This is a genomic window from Pseudomonas pohangensis (genome assembly GCF_900105995.1).
GTDB lineage: Bacteria > Pseudomonadota > Gammaproteobacteria > Pseudomonadales > Pseudomonadaceae > Aquipseudomonas > Aquipseudomonas pohangensis.
This window is the reverse complement of the sequence record NZ_LT629785.1, coordinates 3,659,630-3,678,335: the sequence shown is the minus strand read 5'-3', so window position 1 is coordinate 3,678,335 and position 18,706 is coordinate 3,659,630. Positions and strand designations below refer to the sequence as shown.

18 protein-coding genes are annotated in these 18,706 nt (G+C 63.4%); 12 read left to right on the top strand and 6 right to left on the bottom strand.

Features of this window, described 5'->3' with window-relative positions; translation table 11 throughout:
- Positions 1–5: 5 nt before the first annotated feature.
- The 4 genes from gmk to BLT89_RS17060 all read left to right on the top strand — a co-directional run bounded on the left by gmk (position 6) and on the right by BLT89_RS17060 (position 3,640).
- A complete protein-coding gene (gene gmk / locus BLT89_RS17075) occupies positions 6–623 on the top strand; it encodes a guanylate kinase (protein ID WP_090198280.1) in 618 nt (205 codons plus the stop codon).
- Between the two features lie 127 nt (positions 624–750).
- Positions 751–1,014 (top strand): DNA-directed RNA polymerase subunit omega, encoded by a 264-nt coding sequence (rpoZ, locus tag BLT89_RS17070; protein ID WP_090198277.1) that lies wholly within the window; start codon positions 751–753, stop codon positions 1,012–1,014.
- 57 nt (positions 1,015–1,071) lie between these two features.
- Positions 1,072–3,186: a bifunctional GTP diphosphokinase/guanosine-3',5'-bis pyrophosphate 3'-pyrophosphohydrolase gene (gene spoT / locus BLT89_RS17065; RefSeq protein WP_090198273.1), complete on the top strand. Its 2,115-nt coding sequence runs from the start codon at positions 1,072–1,074 to the stop codon at positions 3,184–3,186.
- A 73-nt stretch (positions 3,187–3,259) separates the two neighbouring features.
- Positions 3,260–3,640, top strand: a complete 381-nt coding sequence (locus BLT89_RS17060; RefSeq protein WP_090198271.1) for a RidA family protein — start codon at positions 3,260–3,262, stop codon at positions 3,638–3,640.
- A 64-nt stretch (positions 3,641–3,704) separates the two neighbouring features.
- Here BLT89_RS17060 and BLT89_RS17055 read toward each other — a convergent pair whose 3' ends face one another.
- The gene (locus tag BLT89_RS17055; protein WP_090198268.1) at positions 3,705–4,562 is read right to left on the bottom strand and encodes an SDR family oxidoreductase; all 858 of its coding nucleotides are present in this window, start codon (positions 4,560–4,562) and stop codon (positions 3,705–3,707) included.
- 176 nt (positions 4,563–4,738) lie between these two features.
- On the opposite strand from BLT89_RS17055, the gene BLT89_RS17050 reads away from it, so the two are divergent.
- The 3 genes from BLT89_RS17050 (at position 4,739) to BLT89_RS17040 (ending at position 9,211) form a co-directional block, all read left to right on the top strand.
- A complete protein-coding gene (locus tag BLT89_RS17050) occupies positions 4,739–5,662 on the top strand; it encodes a hydrogen peroxide-inducible genes activator (RefSeq protein ID WP_090198266.1) in 924 nt (307 codons plus the stop codon).
- A 4-nt stretch (positions 5,663–5,666) separates the two neighbouring features.
- Positions 5,667–7,742, top strand: a complete 2,076-nt coding sequence (recG, locus tag BLT89_RS17045; protein WP_172829106.1) for an ATP-dependent DNA helicase RecG — start codon at positions 5,667–5,669, stop codon at positions 7,740–7,742.
- Positions 7,743–7,831: 89 nt separating this feature from the next.
- The gene (locus BLT89_RS17040) at positions 7,832–9,211 is read left to right on the top strand and encodes an aminoacyl-tRNA deacylase and HDOD domain-containing protein (protein WP_090198260.1); all 1,380 of its coding nucleotides are present in this window, start codon (positions 7,832–7,834) and stop codon (positions 9,209–9,211) included.
- 73 nt (positions 9,212–9,284) lie between these two features.
- On the opposite strand, the gene BLT89_RS17035 is transcribed toward BLT89_RS17040, so the two are convergent.
- The 3 genes from BLT89_RS17035 to BLT89_RS17025 form a co-directional block, all read right to left on the bottom strand.
- Entirely contained in the window at positions 9,285–9,557 is a 273-nt protein-coding gene (locus BLT89_RS17035) for an HU family DNA-binding protein (RefSeq protein WP_090198258.1), read from the bottom strand.
- Between the two features lie 182 nt (positions 9,558–9,739).
- Positions 9,740–10,888, bottom strand: coding sequence for an NAD(P)/FAD-dependent oxidoreductase (locus BLT89_RS17030; RefSeq protein WP_090198255.1), 1,149 nt, complete (start codon positions 10,886–10,888; stop codon positions 9,740–9,742).
- 31 nt (positions 10,889–10,919) lie between these two features.
- Positions 10,920–11,087, bottom strand: coding sequence for a rubredoxin (locus BLT89_RS17025; protein ID WP_090198253.1), 168 nt, complete (start codon positions 11,085–11,087; stop codon positions 10,920–10,922).
- 160 nt (positions 11,088–11,247) lie between these two features.
- On the opposite strand from BLT89_RS17025, the gene BLT89_RS17020 reads away from it, so the two are divergent.
- The 5 genes from BLT89_RS17020 to BLT89_RS17000 all read left to right on the top strand — a co-directional run bounded on the left by BLT89_RS17020 (position 11,248) and on the right by BLT89_RS17000 (position 16,328).
- Positions 11,248–11,796, top strand: a complete 549-nt coding sequence (locus tag BLT89_RS17020; protein WP_090199180.1) for a chorismate--pyruvate lyase family protein — start codon at positions 11,248–11,250, stop codon at positions 11,794–11,796.
- A gap of 111 nt (positions 11,797–11,907) precedes the next feature.
- Positions 11,908–12,801: a 4-hydroxybenzoate octaprenyltransferase gene (ubiA, locus tag BLT89_RS17015; RefSeq protein WP_090198250.1), complete on the top strand. Its 894-nt coding sequence runs from the start codon at positions 11,908–11,910 to the stop codon at positions 12,799–12,801.
- Between the two features lie 85 nt (positions 12,802–12,886).
- Entirely contained in the window at positions 12,887–13,576 is a 690-nt protein-coding gene (gene phoB, locus BLT89_RS17010) for a phosphate regulon transcriptional regulator PhoB (protein ID WP_090198247.1), read from the top strand.
- A 17-nt stretch (positions 13,577–13,593) separates the two neighbouring features.
- Positions 13,594–14,904, top strand: a complete 1,311-nt coding sequence (gene phoR, locus BLT89_RS17005; RefSeq protein ID WP_090198245.1) for a phosphate regulon sensor histidine kinase PhoR — start codon at positions 13,594–13,596, stop codon at positions 14,902–14,904.
- A gap of 83 nt (positions 14,905–14,987) precedes the next feature.
- On the top strand, positions 14,988–16,328 hold the full coding sequence (locus BLT89_RS17000) for a hemolysin family protein (RefSeq protein WP_090198241.1): 1,341 nt from the start codon (positions 14,988–14,990) through the stop codon (positions 16,326–16,328).
- 57 nt (positions 16,329–16,385) lie between these two features.
- On the opposite strand, the gene BLT89_RS16995 is transcribed toward BLT89_RS17000, so the two are convergent.
- Positions 16,386–17,492, bottom strand: coding sequence for a glutathione S-transferase family protein (locus BLT89_RS16995; protein WP_090198238.1), 1,107 nt, complete (start codon positions 17,490–17,492; stop codon positions 16,386–16,388).
- A 223-nt stretch (positions 17,493–17,715) separates the two neighbouring features.
- Positions 17,716–18,585: a peptidoglycan DD-metalloendopeptidase family protein gene (locus BLT89_RS16990; protein ID WP_090199179.1), complete on the bottom strand. Its 870-nt coding sequence runs from the start codon at positions 18,583–18,585 to the stop codon at positions 17,716–17,718.
- Between the last annotated feature and the right edge of the window lie 121 nt (positions 18,586–18,706).

The window sequence follows — 18,706 nt, the reverse complement described above, 5'->3', positions numbered from 1 at the left end:
CACGCATGACCGTTCCCGGCACCCTGTATATCGTTTCCGCGCCTTCCGGCGCCGGCAAGACCAGTCTGGTCAAGGCACTGATCGACAGCTCGGCGCTGGTCCGGGTATCGGTCTCGCACACCACCCGCGCCATGCGCCCGGGCGAAGTGGACGGGGTCAATTACCACTTTGTCAGCCACGAGCAGTTCAACGGCATGCTCCAGCGCAACGAGTTCCTCGAGCACGCGCAGGTCTTCGGCAACCTTTACGGCACCTCGCAGAAGTGGATCGAGGAGACGCTGGCCAAGGGCTTCGACCTGATTCTGGAAATCGACTGGCAGGGCGCCCAGCAAGTCCGCCGCCTGCTGCCGCAGTCGCGCTCGATTTTCATTCTGCCACCGACCCAGGAAGCCCTGCGCCACCGCCTGACCAGCCGCGGCCAGGACAGCGGCGAAATCATCGAGCAGCGCATGCGCGAGGCAGTCAGCGAGATGAGCCATTATGTCGAGTACGACTATCTGCTGATCAACGACGACTTTGCCCACGCACTGGACGACCTGCGCTCGATTTTCCGCGCCAATCAACTGGCCCAGGCGCGCCAGCAGCAACTGCACCATGGTTTGCTGGCTGAATTGCTGGCCTGAATACCAGCACCGAGAATGTCCCGGGGAGCAGGCCGGAAAAACAGCGCTTCCCTTAATGCCGGGGTTTTTTTAGACTACCCAGTCCGTTTGCCCGTCCGGGCACCCAGTTACATGTCAGAGGTTCACCATGGCCCGCGTCACCGTTGAAGATTGTCTTGATAACGTCGATAACCGCTTTGAGCTGGTCATGCTGGCCACCAAGCGCTCACGGCAGCTGGCCACTGGCGGCAAAGAGCCGAAAGTTGCCCCGGAAAATGACAAGCCGACCGTCATCGCGCTGCGGGAAATCGCCAGCGGCCTGATCGACTACGACGTCATTGCCGAAGAAGAGCTGATCGAGGAAGAGCCACTGTTCGCCAGCTTCGAGGACGAGGCCAACGAGCCTCTGTAACAGCATGCCCGGTAGATCGCTCACGGCAAACGTCCACGCCCGGCAGGAGTAACGCGCTTGGCCAGCATCGACAACCTCGCCGAGCGACTCTCCAGCTACCTGAACAAGGACCAGGTCAATCTGGTCCGCCGTGCCTACTACTATGCCGAACAGGCCCACGATGGCCAGCAGCGCCGCAGCGGTGAGCCTTACGTCACCCATCCGCTGGCCGTAGCCAATATCCTGGCTGACATGCACATGGACCATCAGAGCCTGATGGCCGCCATGCTGCACGACGTTATCGAAGACACCGGCATCGCCAAAGAGGCACTGGCCACGCAATTCGGCAACAGCATTGCCGAACTGGTTGACGGCGTCAGCAAGCTCAACCAGATGAACTTCGAGACCAAGGCCGAAGCGCAGGCGGAAAACTTCCAGAAAATGGCCATGGCCATGGCCCGCGATATCCGCGTGATTCTGGTCAAGCTCGGTGACCGCCTGCACAACATGCGCACCCTCGAGGTGCTGTCCGGCGAGAAACGCCGGCGCATCGCCAAGGAAACCCTGGAAATCTACGCACCGATCGCCAACCGGCTGGGCATGCACAGCATGTTTGTCGAGTTCGAGGATCTGGGCTTCAAGGCCATGTTCCCGATGCGTTCCGAGCGCATCCACGCCGCCGTCAAGCGGGTCCGCGGCAACCGCAAGGAACTGGTCAACAAGATCGAGGAATCGCTGACCCACTGCCTTGCCCGCGAGGGCATGGAAGGCCAGGTGGTCGGGCGCGAAAAGCACCTGTACAGCATCTACCAGAAGATGCGCGGCAAACGCCGCGCCTTCAACGAGATCATGGATGTCTACGGCTTCCGCATCATCGTTGACAAGGTGGATACCTGCTACCGCGTGCTCGGTGCCGTGCACAACCTGTACAAGCCGTTTCCCGGGCGCTTCAAGGATTACATCGCGATCCCCAAGGCCAATGGCTACCAGTCGCTGCACACCACCCTGTTCGGCGCCCACGGTGTGCCGATCGAAATCCAGATCCGTACCCGCGAGATGGAAGAACTGGCCAAGCACGGCATCGCCGCCCACTGGCTGTACAAATCCAGCGAAGAAGAGCAGCCCAAGGGCAGTCATGCGCGGGCGCGGCAGTGGGTCAAGGGCATCCTTGAACTGCAACAGCGCGCCGGCAACTCGCTGGAGTTCATCGAAAACGTCAAGATCGACCTGTTCCCCGACGAAGTCTACGTGTTCACCCCCAAAGGCCGCATCATGGAGCTGCCGAAAGGTTCCACGGCGGTCGATTTTGCCTATGCGGTGCACACCGACGTCGGCAACAGCTGCATCGCCTGCCGCATCAACCGGCGCCTGGCACCGCTGTCCGAACCGCTGCAGAGCGGTGAAACCGTGGAAATTGTCACCGCCCCCGGCGCCCGCCCCAACCCGGCCTGGCTTAATTTCGTGGTCAGCGGCAAGGCACGCACACATATCCGCCATTCACTCAAGCTGCAGCGCCGTTCCGAATCGGTAGCCCTGGGCGAGCGCCTGCTGAACAAGGCACTGGCCGAGCTCGACAGCCATCTCGACAAGCTGCCCGCCGGGCGCCTGAAGCTGGTCATGGGCGAATACAAGCTGGCTGAGCTGGACGATCTGCTCGAAGACATCGGCATGGGTAACCGCATGGCCTATGTGGTCGCGCGGCGCCTGCTGGCCACCAGCACCGCCCCTGACAACCCGCTGACCAGCGAGACACCGCTGGCCATTCGCGGCACCGAGGGACTGGTGCTGAACTACGCGAAATGCTGCACGCCGATCCCCGGCGACCCGATTATCGGTTATCTGTCGGCCGGCAAGGGTATGGTGGTGCACCTGGACAGCTGCAAGAACATCAGCGAACTGCGCAACAACCCGGACAAATGCATTCCGCTATCCTGGGCCAAGGACGTGGTTGGCGAGTTCAATGTCGAATTGCGCGTCGAACTGGAACACCAGCGTGGCCTGATCGCCCTGCTGGCGGCGACGGTGAACGGCGCCGATGGCAATATCGAAAAAGTCAGCATGGACGAGCGCGATGGCCGCATCAGCGTCGTGCAGCTGGTGGTCAGCGTGCATGACCGGGTCCACCTGGCGCGCGTGATCAAACGCCTGCGTGCACTCAAGGGCGTGTTGCGCATCACCCGCGTCCGCGCTTGATGCCTTGCGCACAGGATTACCGACTTCTCCCGGATGGCAACTGCATCCACCCCTCAAAATCTCAGGAGCTTCCATGAGCAAGACCGTAATCAACAGCGACAACGCACCTTCAGCCATCGGTACCTATTCACAGGCAATCAAGGCCGGCAATACCGTGTACCTGTCCGGACAGATCCCGCTGGATCCGAAAACCATGGAGCTGGTCGAAGGCTTCGAAACCCAGACCGTACAGGTGTTCGAAAATCTCAAGGCCGTCGCTGAAGCCTCTGGCGGCACGCTCAAGGACATCGTCAAGCTGAACATCTTCCTCACCGACCTGAGCCACTTCGCCAAGGTCAACGAAGTCATGGGCCGCTATTTCGCGCCACCCTATCCGGCCCGTGCCGCCATCGGTGTTGCTGCCTTGCCGCGCGGCGCGGCAGTCGAGATGGACGCCATACTGGTCATCGAATAACAGGCTTGCACCGAGGCGTCCTGCGCAGGGGCGCGGCTGATCTTTGCCCGGCGGCGCTTATTGCTCAAAGCGCATCTGCAGCCAGCATCGCCGCGTAACCCTCGCGGTAGTCGGCGTAACGCGGTACCCAGCCCAGCTGGCGCGCGCGGCTGTTGCGGCAGCGTTTGCTGCCGGCACGGCTCACGCTGGCTTCAGCCGCCCAACCGCTGACTCCCAGCTGCTCGCGCAGCCAGCCGACCACTTCATGCAAGGGCGCCGGGCAGTCATCCACGCCGATATAAATATCCTGCAGCACCGCGCCACGCTGGTCAGCCTGCAGCAAAAACTGCAACAGGCCTGCCGCATCGTCGGCATGGATGCGGTTGCCATACAGCGGCGGCTCACTGGCGACCCGGTAGCCCTGGCGCACCTGATTCAGTAACCAGCTGCGGCCCGGCCCGTAAATTCCGCTCAAGCGCACCACACTGGCGGGCACGCCACTGTGCAACAGCAGCTGTTCAGCTTCGAGCAGAATGCGTCCGGAAAAGCCCTGTGGCTGTACCGGCGTGTCCTCATCCACCCACTCGCCCTGTTGTTGGCCATAGACACTGGTGCTGGAGACAAACAGTACCCGGCGCGGTGACTGGCCCGTTTCGCGCAACCAGCCAAGCACATGGCGCAAGCCATCGACATAGGCCGCCTGATAACCGCTTTCACTGCTTTCACTGGCCGCTGCGCAATACACCAGGTAATCCAGCTCGGCCACGGGCCAGTCGCGCGGGCATTCGGGATTGTGCAAATCGGCGGCCACCGGCAGTACACCCGCCGGTAATGCCGCTACCGAACGGCGCAGGCCATACACACGAAAATCCGCCGCCAGCATGCGCTCGGCCAGGCGCCCGCCAACATCGCCGCAACCGGCAATCAGCAGAGTCGTAGGCATACATGTCTCCAACAGACAAAGCATGCAGGCTACTCCGCGGACAGCGCCTGTGCCAGCTGCGCAAACAGCCTGGCCGACGCTGGCAGCAGCCAGGCCGGATGCAATTAACGCCAGCACTGCTTGGCAGTCCTGAAAAGTAACGGCTATGCTTCAGGCTCTTCTAATGGATATTGACTATGACACTCACCGAACTGCGCTACATCGTCACCCTGGCTCAGGAACAGCATTTCGGCCATGCCGCCGAGCGCTGCCATGTCAGCCAGCCGACCCTGTCCGTCGGCGTGAAGAAGCTGGAAGACGAACTCGGCGTGATGCTGTTCGAGCGCAGCAAGAGTGCCGTGCGGCTGACGCCGGTCGGCGCAACCATCGTCGCCCAGGCTCAGAAGGTACTGGAGCAGGCGCAGGGCATCCGCGAACTGGCCCAGGCCGGCAAGAACCAGCTGGCCGCGCCGCTCAAGGTCGGCGCCATCTACACCATCGGCCCCTACCTGTTTCCGCACCTGATACCGCAGCTGCACAAGGTATCGCCGAACATGCCGCTGTACATCGAGGAAAATTTCACCCACGTACTGCGCGACAAACTGCGCAACGGTGAACTGGATGCCATCATCATCGCGCTGCCGTTTCAGGAAGCCGATGTGCTGACCAAGGCGCTCTACGACGAACCCTTTTGTGTGCTGATGCCTTCCGACCATCCGTGGACGGCCAAAGCCAGCATCGACATCGAGCAGCTCAACGACAAGAGCCTGCTGCTGCTGGGCGAAGGCCACTGTTTCCGCGACCAGGTACTGGAAGCCTGCCCGGCCACCGGCAAAGGCGGCAGCGGTCACCTGCACACCACCGTCGAATCCAGCTCGCTGGAAACCATACGCCACATGGTCGCTTCCGGACTCGGCGTCTCGGTGCTGCCGCTGTCGGCCGTCGACAGTCACCACTATGCACCCGGCATTCTGGAAATCCGTCCGTTCAGCGCGCCGGTGCCGCTGCGTACCGTGGCCATCGCCTGGCGTGCCAGTTTCCCGCGGCCCAAGGCGATCGAAATGCTCGCCGACTCCATCCGCCTCTGCTCCGTCAGCCACCCCGACCGCAAAGACGCCTGAATTCATGACTGAACTGGCACAGGTTCCGCTCACGACACTCAAGGGCGTGGGCGCGGCGCTGGCGGAAAAATTTGCCCGGGTCGGCCTGGAAAACCTGCAGGACATTCTTTTTCACCTGCCGCTGCGCTATCAGGACCGTACCCGCGTGACGCCGATCGGCGCCCTGCGTCCCGGTCAGGATGCGGTGATCGAAGGCGTGGTCGCCGGTGCCGATATCGTCATGGGCCGCCGCCGTAGCCTGCTGGTGCGTCTGCAGGACGGCAGCGGCCTGCTCAGTCTGCGCTTCTACCACTTCAGCCAGGCGCAGAAAGACGGCCTCAAGCGCGGCACCGCCCTGCGCTGCTATGGCGAAGCCCGTGCCGGTGCCTCCGGGCTGGAAATCTACCACCCGGAATACCGTGCCCTGAGTGGCAGCGAGCGCCCGGCGGTGGAACAGACGCTGACACCGATCTACCCGACCACCGAGGGCCTGACCCAGCAACGCCTGCGCCAGCTCAGCGAACAGGCACTGGCGCGCCTCGGACCGCACAGCCTTCCGGACTGGCTGCCCGCCGAGCTGGCAAGCGAATATCAACTCGGCCCGCTGGATGAGGCGATTCGCTATCTGCACCGGCCACCGGCGGGTGCCGATCTGGAGCAGCTGGCCGCAGGTGAGCACTGGGCACAACGGCGGCTGGCCTTCGAAGAGCTGCTCACCCATCAGCTTTCCCTGCAGCGCCTACGCCAGGCCGTGCGGGCCCAGCAGGCACCGGCTCTGGCGCTGGCACGCCAGCTGCCACAGCAGTTTCTGCAAGGGCTGGGCTTCCAGCTGACCGGCGCCCAGCAGCGGGTGGCGGCGGAAATTGCCTATGACCTCAGCCAGCACGAACCGATGCTGCGCCTGGTGCAGGGCGATGTCGGCGCCGGCAAGACGGTGGTTGCGGCCCTGGCCGCGCTGCAGGCGCTGGAGGCCGGCTATCAGGTGGCGCTGATGGCACCGACCGAACTGCTCGCCGAACAGCACTTCCTGACCTTCAGCAAATGGCTCGAACCGCTAGGCATCGAAGTCGCCTGGCTGGCCGGCAAGCTCAAGGGCAAGGCGCGCGCCGCAGCCCTGGCGCAGATTGCCGGCGGGGCGCCGATGGTCATCGGCACCCACGCACTGTTTCAGGAGGAAGTGCAGTTCCAGCGCCTGGCGCTGGCGATCATCGACGAGCAGCACCGCTTCGGCGTGCAGCAGCGCCTGGCGCTACGCCAGAAAGGCATCGACGGCCGGCTCTGTCCGCACCAGCTGATCATGACCGCCACACCGATTCCGCGCACCCTGGCGATGAGTGCCTACGCCGATCTGGATACCTCGATCCTCGATGAACTGCCGCCCGGACGCACCCCGGTGAATACCCTGGTGATCGGCGACAGCCGGCGTGGCGAAGTACTCGAACGGGTGCGCGCGGCCTGCCGTGACAAGCGCCAGGTGTACTGGGTCTGTACCCTGATCGAGGAATCCGAGGAACTCACCTGCCAGGCCGCCGAAACCACCTTCAGCGAACTGGCGGCGGCCCTGCCGGAGGTGGCTGTCGGGCTGATTCACGGGCGCATGAAGCCGGCGGAAAAGGCCGCAGTGATGGATGAGTTCAAACAGGGTCGGCTGCACCTGCTGGTTGCCACCACGGTGATCGAGGTCGGTGTCGACGTACCCAATGCCAGCCTGATGATCATCGAAAACCCCGAGCGCCTCGGTCTGGCCCAGCTGCACCAGCTGCGCGGCCGGGTAGGCCGCGGCAGTGCGGTCAGCCACTGTGTGCTGCTGTACCAGGCGCCGCTGTCGCAACTGGGCCGCCAGCGACTGGCAATCATGCGCGAAACCACCGACGGCTTCGTGATTGCCGAGAAGGATCTGGAACTGCGTGGGCCCGGCGAGATGCTCGGCACCCGGCAGACCGGCCTGCTACAGTTCAAGGTCGCCGACCTGCTGCGCGATGCCGATCTGCTGCCGGCGGTACGCGATGCCGCACAGGCCCTGCTCGAACGCTGGCCGCAGCATGTCAGCCCATTACTGGAGCGCTGGTTACGCCATGGACAGCAGTATGGACAGGTCTGAACGGGCGCGCGGCTGCGCCCGCTGCGTGACAGCACGGACGGCGTTTCCAGTGCATATACTTGCTCAACTGCCCACACCGGATACCCCGCATGGCTGATGGCACCCCGCACGCACCGGCATTCATTCGTCGCCTGCTCGACACCCTCGGCATAGCGCTGTGTGAAGTACCCGAGCAGCCCGGCATTGCCCGGGGGCAGTGCGTGCAAACGGCACTGCTGGAGGATTCCCGCGGCAGCGTGCTGCTGCTGTTCAGCAGGGATCAATTGCTTGATCTGCTACTACTGTCTGAACTTACCGGGCGCAGCCTGCGGCCGCTCAGACCCGAAGGCCTGCAGCGCATGCTCGACAAGCAGCAGCTGGGCTGCATGCCCGGCTTGCCGCCGCTGACCCGCGCGCCCTGCCTGTACGACAAGCGTCTGCTGCAACAGCCGAGCCTGCTGGTGGCTTCGGGTCAGCCGGGGCTGCTGCTGAAACTGTCCAGTGCAGATTTCGCCCGCTTGCTCGGCAATGCCCGCAGCGCCAGCTTTGCCGTGCCGCTGGACACTATCGCACTGAATCTGGATCACCCCGACCAGGACTTTGCGCAAATCCGTCAGGCCATCAGCCTTAACAACGGCAGCAGCTTTGCACAACGCCTGGATGACGCCCTGCAAATTCCGCCACTGGCAGCCTGCGCCCAGAAAATCCTCAAATTGCGGGTTGACCCGGACGCCACCGTAGACGACATCAGCAAACTGGTGGAAAGCGATCCCGGGCTGGCTCAGCTGTTGCTGCGCTGCACCAGTTCGGCCAGTTTCGCGGCAGCCGGCAAGGCCCGTTCGGTGGAAGACGCCATGGTCCGCGTGCTCGGCTTTGATCTGGGTACCCATCTGGCGCTGGGGCTGGCCGTGGACAAATCCTTGCGGGAAGCCAGCCATAGCCCGCAACCACTCAACCAATGCCTGCCGCAGATGCTGCAGGCCGCCACTATCATGCGCCTGCTGTGTCAGGCCATGCCGGCGGCGCAGCGCCCGGAAGTTGGCCTCGCCAGCCTCTGCGGGCTGCTGCACAACATCGGCCTGGTGCTGCTGACACATGCCTTTGCGGAGAAAATTCCGTTGCTCGACCAGCAACTGGAGGTCAATCCGCATGTGCATCACAGCTACGTAGAACAGCAACTGCTGGGCATTCGCCGCGAGCAACTGGGCAGCTGGTTGATGCGCAACTGGGACCTGCCAGCAGAGCTCGCCAGCGCGCTGCGCTTCCAGAACGATCCGGGCTACTGCGGAGCGCATGCGCAGTACGCCAACCTGTTGTGCCTGACCCGGCAACTGATTGCCGCCCAAGGCACGGCACAGGCAGCAGCTGACGCGTGGAGCCAATCACTGTTTGCGCGCCTGGGTATTGATCAGCAACAGGCCGGGCGGATTATCGCAACGCTACCGGCTGCAGCCTCAGTCACCGACCCGGCAGAACCGCTGCCGGCGTAATGCCGGACGCAAGTGTGGGCGGGCGGTGAAACGACAAGGGGTGCCCGGAGCCGGAACAGCTCCGGGCAGTGGCTCAGTTGACGGCGTCTTTCAGCGCCTTGCCCGGCTTGAAGGCCACGGTGTTGCTGGCCTTGATCTGCACCGGCGCGCCGGTTTGCGGATTTTTCCCGGTACGCGCACCACGGTGACGCTGCAGGAAGGTACCGAAACCGACCAGCGCTACGCTGTCCTTGCGCTTCAGTGCATTGGTGATTTCGTCGAGAACGATGGTGAGAACGCGACTGGCCTGATCCTTGGTGAGGTCGGCCTTGTCAGCGATAACAGCGGCGAGTTCGGGTTTGCGCATAAATGCCTCGTGCAATTTTATTGTTGTAATGGAGCCGCTTGATCCGGGCGGCTGCCAGCGCGGCACTTCAGGTACGCAAGTGCCAGACTCAGGGGAGAATGGCACGCCTCCCGCCACCGCGCCAGTCACAGCGGGCAGATTGCCGGCAGAATTTTTGAACTGACCTGCAGAAATATCGCCGGTCAGGCCAGCAGCGCCGGCAACTCGCGGTTCAGTGCCAGTTTCTCCTGCACAGCGCTACCGGTCAGTGCGTAGCCCAGCAGGCTGCCATCGGCCGCCCGGCAGAGCAGCTTGAGGTCACGCCCCGAGCCTTCGGCCTGCCAGCTGCCGGCAGTCCCGCGCGGCGGCGGTGACACCACCAGCGGACACACCGGGGTCTTCACGGTGACCGGCATCGGCCCGTAACTGACCCGGGTCGGGTTGCCCGCCAGGGTTTGCGCCAGCGCCCGGGCGCAGGTCATCAACGGCATCACATAGAGCAGGCTGAGGCCGTCCACCTCGGCACAGTCGCCGAGGGCGTAGATATTCGCGTGGGAGCTCTGCAGCAGGCGATCGACACTGATACCGCGCCCGCAAGCCAGCCCGGCCTGTTCGGCCAGTGCCGTGCGCGGGCGCAGGCCGACGGCCGAGAGCACCAGATCACAGTCGATGCGGGTGCCGTCGGACAGTTCGGCAAGCAGGCGCTCGCCGGCATATTGCAGGCTGTTGAGTACCGGGCCGAGGTGAAAACCCACACCCAGACTTTCCAGTCCGGCCTGCACCGCACCGGCCGCCTCGGGCGGCAGCAGACCGGGCATGACCTGCTCGCAGGGTGCCACCAGTTCGACCTGATAGCCGCCGGCCGTCAGGTCATTGGCAAACTCGCAGCCGATCAGCCCGGCGCCGAGCACCAGCACCCGCTGCTTGCCGGCAGCGGCCTGGCAGAAGCGTGCGTAGTCTTCCAGATCATTGACCGGCAGCACCCGTTCCGCAGCATCGCCGGCAACCGGCACACGGATCGGTTCGGCGCCCCAGGCCAGCACCAGATCGCGGTACGACACCGCTTCTTCACCGATCCACAGGCGCCGGTGCCCGGGGTCGATGCCGGTAATCCGCGTATGGGTGCGCACCTCGGCATTCAGCTGCTCGGCCATGGCACCGGCCTGGGCCATGGCCAGCCCGTCGGCATCCTTCTGCTTGCCGAAGCCGGTAGACAGCATCGGCTTGGAATAGGAGCGCCCGTCATCGGCGGTGATCAGCAGCAACGGCGTGCTGCTGTCGAGCTTGCGCCACTCGCGGGCCAGGTTGTAACCGGCCAGACCGGTACCGACTATTACCAGGGGTGCGCTCATCGGGTGCTCCAGTTGTTCAGGGGGGACGGGATCAGTTGATGCTGATCATCTCGAAATCGGCCTTGCCCACGCCGCAGTCCGGGCACAGCCAGTCGGCTGGCACATCTTCCCAGCGGGTCCCCGGGGCGATGCCATCGTCCGGCCAGCCTTCGCTTTCGTCATAAATCAGCCCACACACCACACACTGCCACTTCTTCATCAAGCAAATCCTCTACCGCTGTTATCAAAAAAATCGGGGGTGATCATACCGTATAGCTGTGCGTTGGCACCCTACCCGCCAGCCCGACGCAAGCGGGTGCCGTCTACGCCGGAACAGCGTGTTAAGCTCGCCGCCTGTTCTGCCGACAAGCCCCACCACCGTGCCGCATACCCTACTTGCCCAGCCACACCAGTGGCAGACCGCCGCGCAACTGCATCCGGCTCTCTCTGCCACGCAGCAGCAATGGCTGTTCGATCAGGAGTCATTGACCCGCCGCCTGACCCAAATCAGCCACGACTGCTTCAGCGTCACGCCCTTACAGGAAGGCTGGCAAACCCTGCGGCTGGACGAAACTAACGCACTCGGCGTGCCAACCAACTCACAAGGCTGGGTGCGCGAAGTTTTTCTGCGCGGCAACGGCGAGCCCTGGGTGTTTGCCCGCAGCGTGGCCGCGCGCAGCGCGCTGGAAGGCTCCGGACTGGACCTGGCGCAACTCGGCAGCCGCTCGCTGGGTGAACTGCTGTTCAGCGACCGGGCGTTCCAGCGCGGCGAACTGGAAGCCAGCCATTATCCCGCCGACTGGCTGCCCGCCGAAGTGCGCAGCGACGACTTGTGGGCTCGCCGTTCGTGCTTTCGCCGCGGCAAACTGGCCGTGCTGGTTGCCGAGGTATTCCTGCCGGCGTTCTGGGTCGCCGCCGGGCAGTCATAGGCGGCGGCAAAACGCGGCATTATCTGGGCAGCGCAGACCATCGGCAGCCCAACCCGTCATGCGCCAGCCGTGACACCCTATAATTCGCCGCAGATCGACCGGAGACCGCGCATGTACCAGAAACTGTTGTTATCGCTGAATCACCTGCACCCGCGCGCCGGCGATTTCATTGCGCTGATGCGTCTGGACAAGCCGATCGGCATCTACCTGCTGCTCTGGCCGACCCTGTGGGCACTGTGGATCGCCGGCAAGGGCGCGCCGAGCCTGGCCAATCTGCTGATCTTCGTGGTCGGCGTGATCCTCATGCGCTCGGCCGGCTGCGTGATCAACGACTTCGCCGACCGCAAGATTGACGGCCATGTCAGCCGCACCCGCCAGCGCCCGCTGGCCAGCGGCAAAATCCTGCCGCGCGAAGCAATCCTGCTGTTCTGCCTGCTGCTCGCCAGCAGCTTTGTGCTGGTGCTGCTGACCAACAGCATGACGGTCTGGCTGTCTTTCGGCGGGGTGGCGCTGGCCGCCTGTTATCCGTTCATGAAGCGCTACACCTATTACCCGCAGGTGGTACTCGGCGCGGCATTCTCCTGGGGCATGCCGATGGCCTTCACCGCCCAGACCGGCGAGCTGCCCCCCGAGGTATGGCTGCTGTACAGCGCCAACCTGCTGTGGACCGTGGCTTACGACACCTACTACGCCATGACCGACCGCGCCGATGACCTGAAGATCGGCGTTAAATCCACCGCCATCCTGTTCGGCGATGCCGACCGCGTGATCATCGCCATCCTGCAAGGGCTGGCGCTGTTCTGCCTGCTGCTGGCCGGCCAGCGGTTCCAGCTCGGCCTGTACTACCATCTCGGTCTGCTGGTAGCGGCCGGTTGTTTCCTCTGGGAATTCCACCAGACCCGCCGCCGCGATCCGCAGGCCTGCTTCCAGGCCTTCCTGCACAACCACTGGGCCGGGCTGGCGATCTTTGCCGGGATAGTCCTCGACTACGCACTGGCCGGCTGACGCCCTGCATGCTGTCACATGACTGCAATAATTCCGTTATCTAATGCCATCAAACCTGAAGCTAAGTGACCCCCGGGGCTCCCGCATGACTGGCAAGACAATTCTCATCGTTGACGACGAAGCACCGATCCGCGAGATGATCGCAGTGGCACTGGAAATGGCCGGCTATGACTGCGTGGAAGCCGCCAACAGCCAGGAGGCGCTGGCGAGCATCGTCGATCGCCAGCCCGACCTGATGCTGCTCGACTGGATGCTGCCCGGCAGTACCGGTATCGAGCTGGCCCGCCGGCTCAAGCGCGACGAGCTGACTGCGCAGATCCCGATCATCATGCTCACCGCCAAGGGCGAAGAGGACAACAAGATCCAGGGCCTGGAAGTCGGCGCCGACGACTACATCACCAAGCCGTTCTCACCGCGTGAACTGGTTGCGCGCCTGAAAGCAGTGTTGCGCCGCGCCGGCCCGGCCGACAACGATGCACCGCTGGAAATCGACGGCTTGCTGCTCGATCCGCTCAGCCACCGCGTGACCATCGACGGCGAACCGGCCGACATGGGCCCGACCGAATACCGCCTGCTGCAATTTTTCATGACCCACCAGGAGCGCGCCTACACCCGTGGCCAGCTGCTCGACCAGGTCTGGGGTGGCAACGTCTATGTCGAGGAGCGCACCGTGGATGTACATATCCGCCGGCTGCGCATTGCCCTGGGCAAAACCTACGAAAGTCTGGTGCAGACCGTGCGTGGAACCGGTTATCGTTTCTCCACCAAATCCTGAACAGGCTCTGAACGAACATGCAACAGAACTGGCAGGGTTCCCTGGTTCGGCGTCTGCTGCTGATCCTTGGCGCGAGCCTGACCGCAGGCTGGATCACCGGCCTGTACGGCTGGATGGTGGCCCTCGGGCTTGGCGGTTACCTGCTGTGGATTCTGCGCGAACTGCTGCGCCTGCAGCGCTGGCTGCAAGCGTCACAGACCGACGACAGCACGCCGCCACCGGAAAGCAATGGTCTGCTCGGCGAGATATTCGACAACATCTACCGCCTGCAACGGCGCAACGAACGCTCGCGCGAGCGCCTGCAAGCGGTTATTTCCCGTATCCAGAGCTCAACCGCCGCCCTCAACGATGCGGTGATCATGCTCGACAACCGCGGCAACCTGGAATGGTGGAACCCGGCGGCGGAAACCCTGCTGGGGCTCAAAGCGGACAAGGACACTGGCCAGCCGATCACCAATCTGGTGCGTCATCCGGACTTTGCCGAGTATTTCCGCCAGGCCGATTTTCACGAGCCGCTGGAACTGGCTTCACCGGTGAATGAACAACTGCAACTGCAATTCCAGATCACCCTGTTCGGCAACAACGATCACCTGCTGGTGGTGCGCAACATCACGCGCATCCACCTGCTCGACCAGATGCGCAAGGACTTCGTCAGCAATGTCTCCCATGAGCTGCGTACGCCACTGACGGTGATTTCAGGCTACCTGGAAACCCTGCTTGACCACGCCGAGCAGCTCAGTCCGCGCTGGTTGCGCGCCATGCAGCAGATGCAGGGCCAGGCCAATCGCATGCAGCAGCTGCTCAACGACCTGTTGCTGCTGGCGCGGCTGGAAGCCAGCGATCATCCTTCCGAAGCACAGCCGGTCGATCTCTGCGTACTCTTGCAGCAGATACTCAACGATGCCCGCAGCCTTTCTGCCGGGCAGCACCAGATCAGTCTCGACGTCAGCCCCGGCAGTCAGCTCAAGGGCAGCGAAAGAGAACTGCACAGCGCCTTTTCCAACCTGGTGTTCAACGCGGTGAAATACACCCCGGCGCAGGGCAGCATCCGCATCCGCTGGTGGAGCGATAGCCTCGGCGGTCATCTGGCAGTGGAGGACAGCGGCATCGGCATCGAAGCACGCCATCTGCCGCGCCTGGCCGAGCGCTTCTATCGGGTCGACTCCAGCCGCTCCAGCAGCACGGGCGGCACCGGACTGGGCCTGGCGATCGTCAAGCATGTGCTGATGCGCCACAGCGGCCGGCTGGAAATTCGCAGCAAACTGGGCGAGGGCAGCACCTTCACCTGCCACTTTGCGCCGGCCGCCCTCGCCGCACAGGCGTCCTGACAGCAGCTACCGGCTTTCCGGCATCTTGCAAAGCGACCGCGTCAACGGCACCCTTGGGCCGTCATTGGCTATTCCGAGTCCCCATGGACCCTACCTCCAGCGTTACCTTTGCCAGCTACTTTGCCGATGTCGGCCTGATCCTCTTCGCCCTGTTTCTGGTGTTGCTCAACGGCTTTTTCGTCGCCGCCGAGTTCGCCATGGTCAAACTGCGCGGCACCCGCGTCGAAACCATTGCCGGTAAACACGGCTGGCGCGGGCATATCCTGCGCACCGTGCATAACCAGCTGGATGCCTACCTGTCAGCCTGTCAGCTGGGCATCACCCTGGCCTCACTGGGCCTGGGCTGGGTCGGCGAGCCGGCCTTCGCTCACCTGCTCGAACCGCTGTTTGCCTGGCTGGGTGTGGACTCGCCGAAACTGTTGCACGGTGCAGCCTTCTTCAGCGCCTTCTTCATCATTTCCTACCTGCACATCGTGGTCGGCGAGCTGGCGCCCAAGTCCTGGGCGATCCGCAAGCCGGAACTGCTCTCGCTGTGGACCGCCGCTCCGCTATATGCCTTCTACTGGCTGATGTATCCGGCGATCTATCTGCTCAATGCCAGCGCCAACGCGATCCTGCGCATCGCCGGGCAGGGCGAGCCGGGGCCGCACCATGAGCACCATTACAACCGCGAAGAACTGAAACTGATTCTGCACTCCAGTCGCGCCAGTGACCCCAGCGATCAGGGCATGCGCGTGCTGGCGTCGGCGGTGGAGCTGGGCGGGCTGGAAGTAGTCGACTGGGCCAATTCCCGCGAAGACCTGGTGTTTCTGCCAAGCACGGCAGCACTGGACGAAGTGTTCAGTCTGTTCCGCCGGCACAAATTCAGCCGTTACCCGGTGCTCGATGAAAGCAGCGGCGAATTCATCGGTGTGCTGCACATCAAGGACCTGCTGCTGCACCTGTCACTGCTGGAGATGCTGCCCTCGGCATTCAACCTGCGCGAACTGCTGCACCCGCTGGAGTGCGTCTCCAAGCACCTGCCACTGTCCTCCTTGCTCGAGCAGTTTCGTCAGGGCGGCGCGCACTTTGCGCTGGTGGAGGAAGCCGATGGCAAGGTGGTCGGCTTCCTGACCATGGAAGACGTGCTGGAAGCACTGGTCGGCGATATTCAGGACGAACACCACAAGGCCGAGCGCGGCATCCTCGCCTACCAGCCGGGCAAACTGCTGGTACGGGGCGACACGCCGCTGTTCAAGGTCGAACGCCTGCTCGGTATCGATCTCGACCACGTCGAGGCCGACACCCTCGCCGGGCTGATCTACGCAGCCCTGAACCGCGTACCCGAAGCCGAGGAAGTGATTGAAACCGAAGGTCTGCGCATCATTGTGAAAAAGATGCGCGGCCCGAAAATCCTCCTGGCCAAGGTGGTCCGGCTGGACTAGGCAGCGGCTGAACAGTACGTCCACCGCGAGGGCATCGAGGTTATACAGCGCTGCCCGTTACGCCGGCGCAGCGTGCAGCCCGCGCCGTTGCAGGCGCGGAATGTCCAGCGCGAAAAACGCCTCGCTCCCGTACGGCTTGAGTGCAGCGGCCACCCTGGCAGCCTCGGGGCCGGGCATTGCGCGCCATTGATCGAGCAGGCGCTGGGTCATCCACAATGCGTAGGGCATACCCATGCGGTACTGCCGGCCATCGGCGAAGGGAAAGCTGATCCTGCTTGTTGCGCGCGGCAGGCGCGCTCCCGGCGCAAGCCCGGGCAGCAGGGCCCGCACATCTGCCAGCAGTCCCTGGAGGTAGGGCGTCATTTCATGAAACAGATCGCGCAGCAACGGTTCCAGCGTCGCTGGCAACTGCTCGCTGTCGATAAACTCGCCCGGCCAGGGCTGGGGTTTGCGCGTGCTCAGGCGCTGTATCCAGGCATGCAGGTGCGGGCGTGAATCGATCAGTGCCGCGCGCGAAGAAAGATCACGATAGATATGCCCGTCGAGCGGACCGAACAGTGCAAAGTCGGCAACACTGGCGCGACTGCCGAGCAGATAGGGCATGCCGGCAAAGTGCGCATCGAGCAGGTCGAGCTGACGCGCGATCCAGCGCTCGATCAGCGGTATCTGCCCGGGCACGATACCCAGCTCGGGCAAGTAGTCGAGCATCATTTTTTTCGGGATCCGCGCCAGCCGGCGCTGCATCCAGCGCGGCAACCAGGGCGCAAAGCCGCGGCCCATTTCGGCTTCCCACAACGGGTAGTTCTGCTCCGGGTAGCTCCAGCGCGTATGTACGGCCGCCACGTGCCAGAACTCGTCAGCCCAGAGTTCGAGCAGTCCGGCGCTAAAGCGCAGCAGCGGATCCTCCGGCACGATGGACGGCTCGGGATACATGGCCTCCAGCCGCTCGATGATCAGGCTGCTGTCCTGCAGCCACTCGCCGTCGGGCAGTACCACTGCCGGCATCGCCGGGTCGCCAAAGCGCCGCGGGATGGTCCAGTAGTAGGTGACCAGCGTGGGCGACTCTTCGTAAAAGTCGATGCCCTTGAACTTGAGATAGGCCCGCACCTTGGTGGAATACCAGGAAAGCTGCTGGCCATAGAGGGTGACAAAGGGGCGCCGCATGTTGCTGACTCCGGAAGCCTTGGTAGTTGTCCGCTTGCTGCAGGCAGATCACTGGCGGCAAGCAGCCATGCAGCTGCCGCGCCGAGTACCAGCTCTGCGGCAGAAGCGACGGGACAGACTGTGGATGCTAGCTAGTGTCCGGCGTGTTTTCTTTGCATATCCGGCAGCGGTGTCTGGACGGGCATTCGCGCTGGCCAGACTGGCGAGGCGGTCGGCGGTGATGCTATCTGCTCATCACGGCAAAGTTGGGCAGGCTGTCGACCGGTTGGGCAAAATTGAACGGGATCGACTCCAGGGCCATGCCGACATTGCGCTGCACCACGAAGTGCAGGTGCGGGCCGGTGCTGTTGCCGGTATTGCCGGACAGTGCCAGCTTCTCGCCCAGCTCGACCCGCTGGCCTTCCCTGACCGCCACCGAGTTGCGCATCAGGTGCAGGTAGACACCCATGGTGCCGTCATCGTGGAGGATGCGTACAAAATTGCCCGAAGGGTTCTGGCCACGACCACTCTGATGGTTCTCGGTTTTCACCACCACGCCGCTGCGGGCGGCAATGATCGGCGTACCTTCAGGCATGGCGATATCCAGCGCATAACGGCCCTTGGGGGTGAAGTGGCTGTACTGGCCGTTGGCACCCTGGGTCAGCTGGAACGGCCCGCCAATCCAGGGCAACGGGTAGGGGTTGTTCTTCGGCAGCAGGCGCGGATCACCCAGCGCATAGCGCAGTTTCGGCGTGTAGCGCATCGGTTGCTGCGGATCACGCGGGGCCAGACTGACCAGACGGATCTTGCTGCGCGGTAGCAGTATCCAGGGAATCGGCTGCTCCGGCGCGCCCAGCGCATTGCTGACATTGCTTACTGCCAGCTCGATCTGTACCGGGGCATACAGGTCGTTGTGCACCACCAGCGCTTCGCCGGCTTCGTACTTTATGGTTTCCAGGCGTACCTGCAGATCCAGCTGCTCGACCATGTTGTCGTTGAGCTCGAACACCGAAGCCCCCGGCAGGGCCTGATCGGTATAAGTCACCGAGCCGTCCGCGGCGACATGCTTGTAGATGGTCGGGGTCTGCGCCTGAACCAGCGCAGCCAGCAGCATCAGTAAAGCGCCGCACAAGGCGCGCAGATTCAGCGGGAACAGTGAGTTGAGCAGATTCCTGAACATGACAGCCAATTCGAAATTGCAAGCAGGATGCAAAAGCCTAGCAGTCGCAACCCGT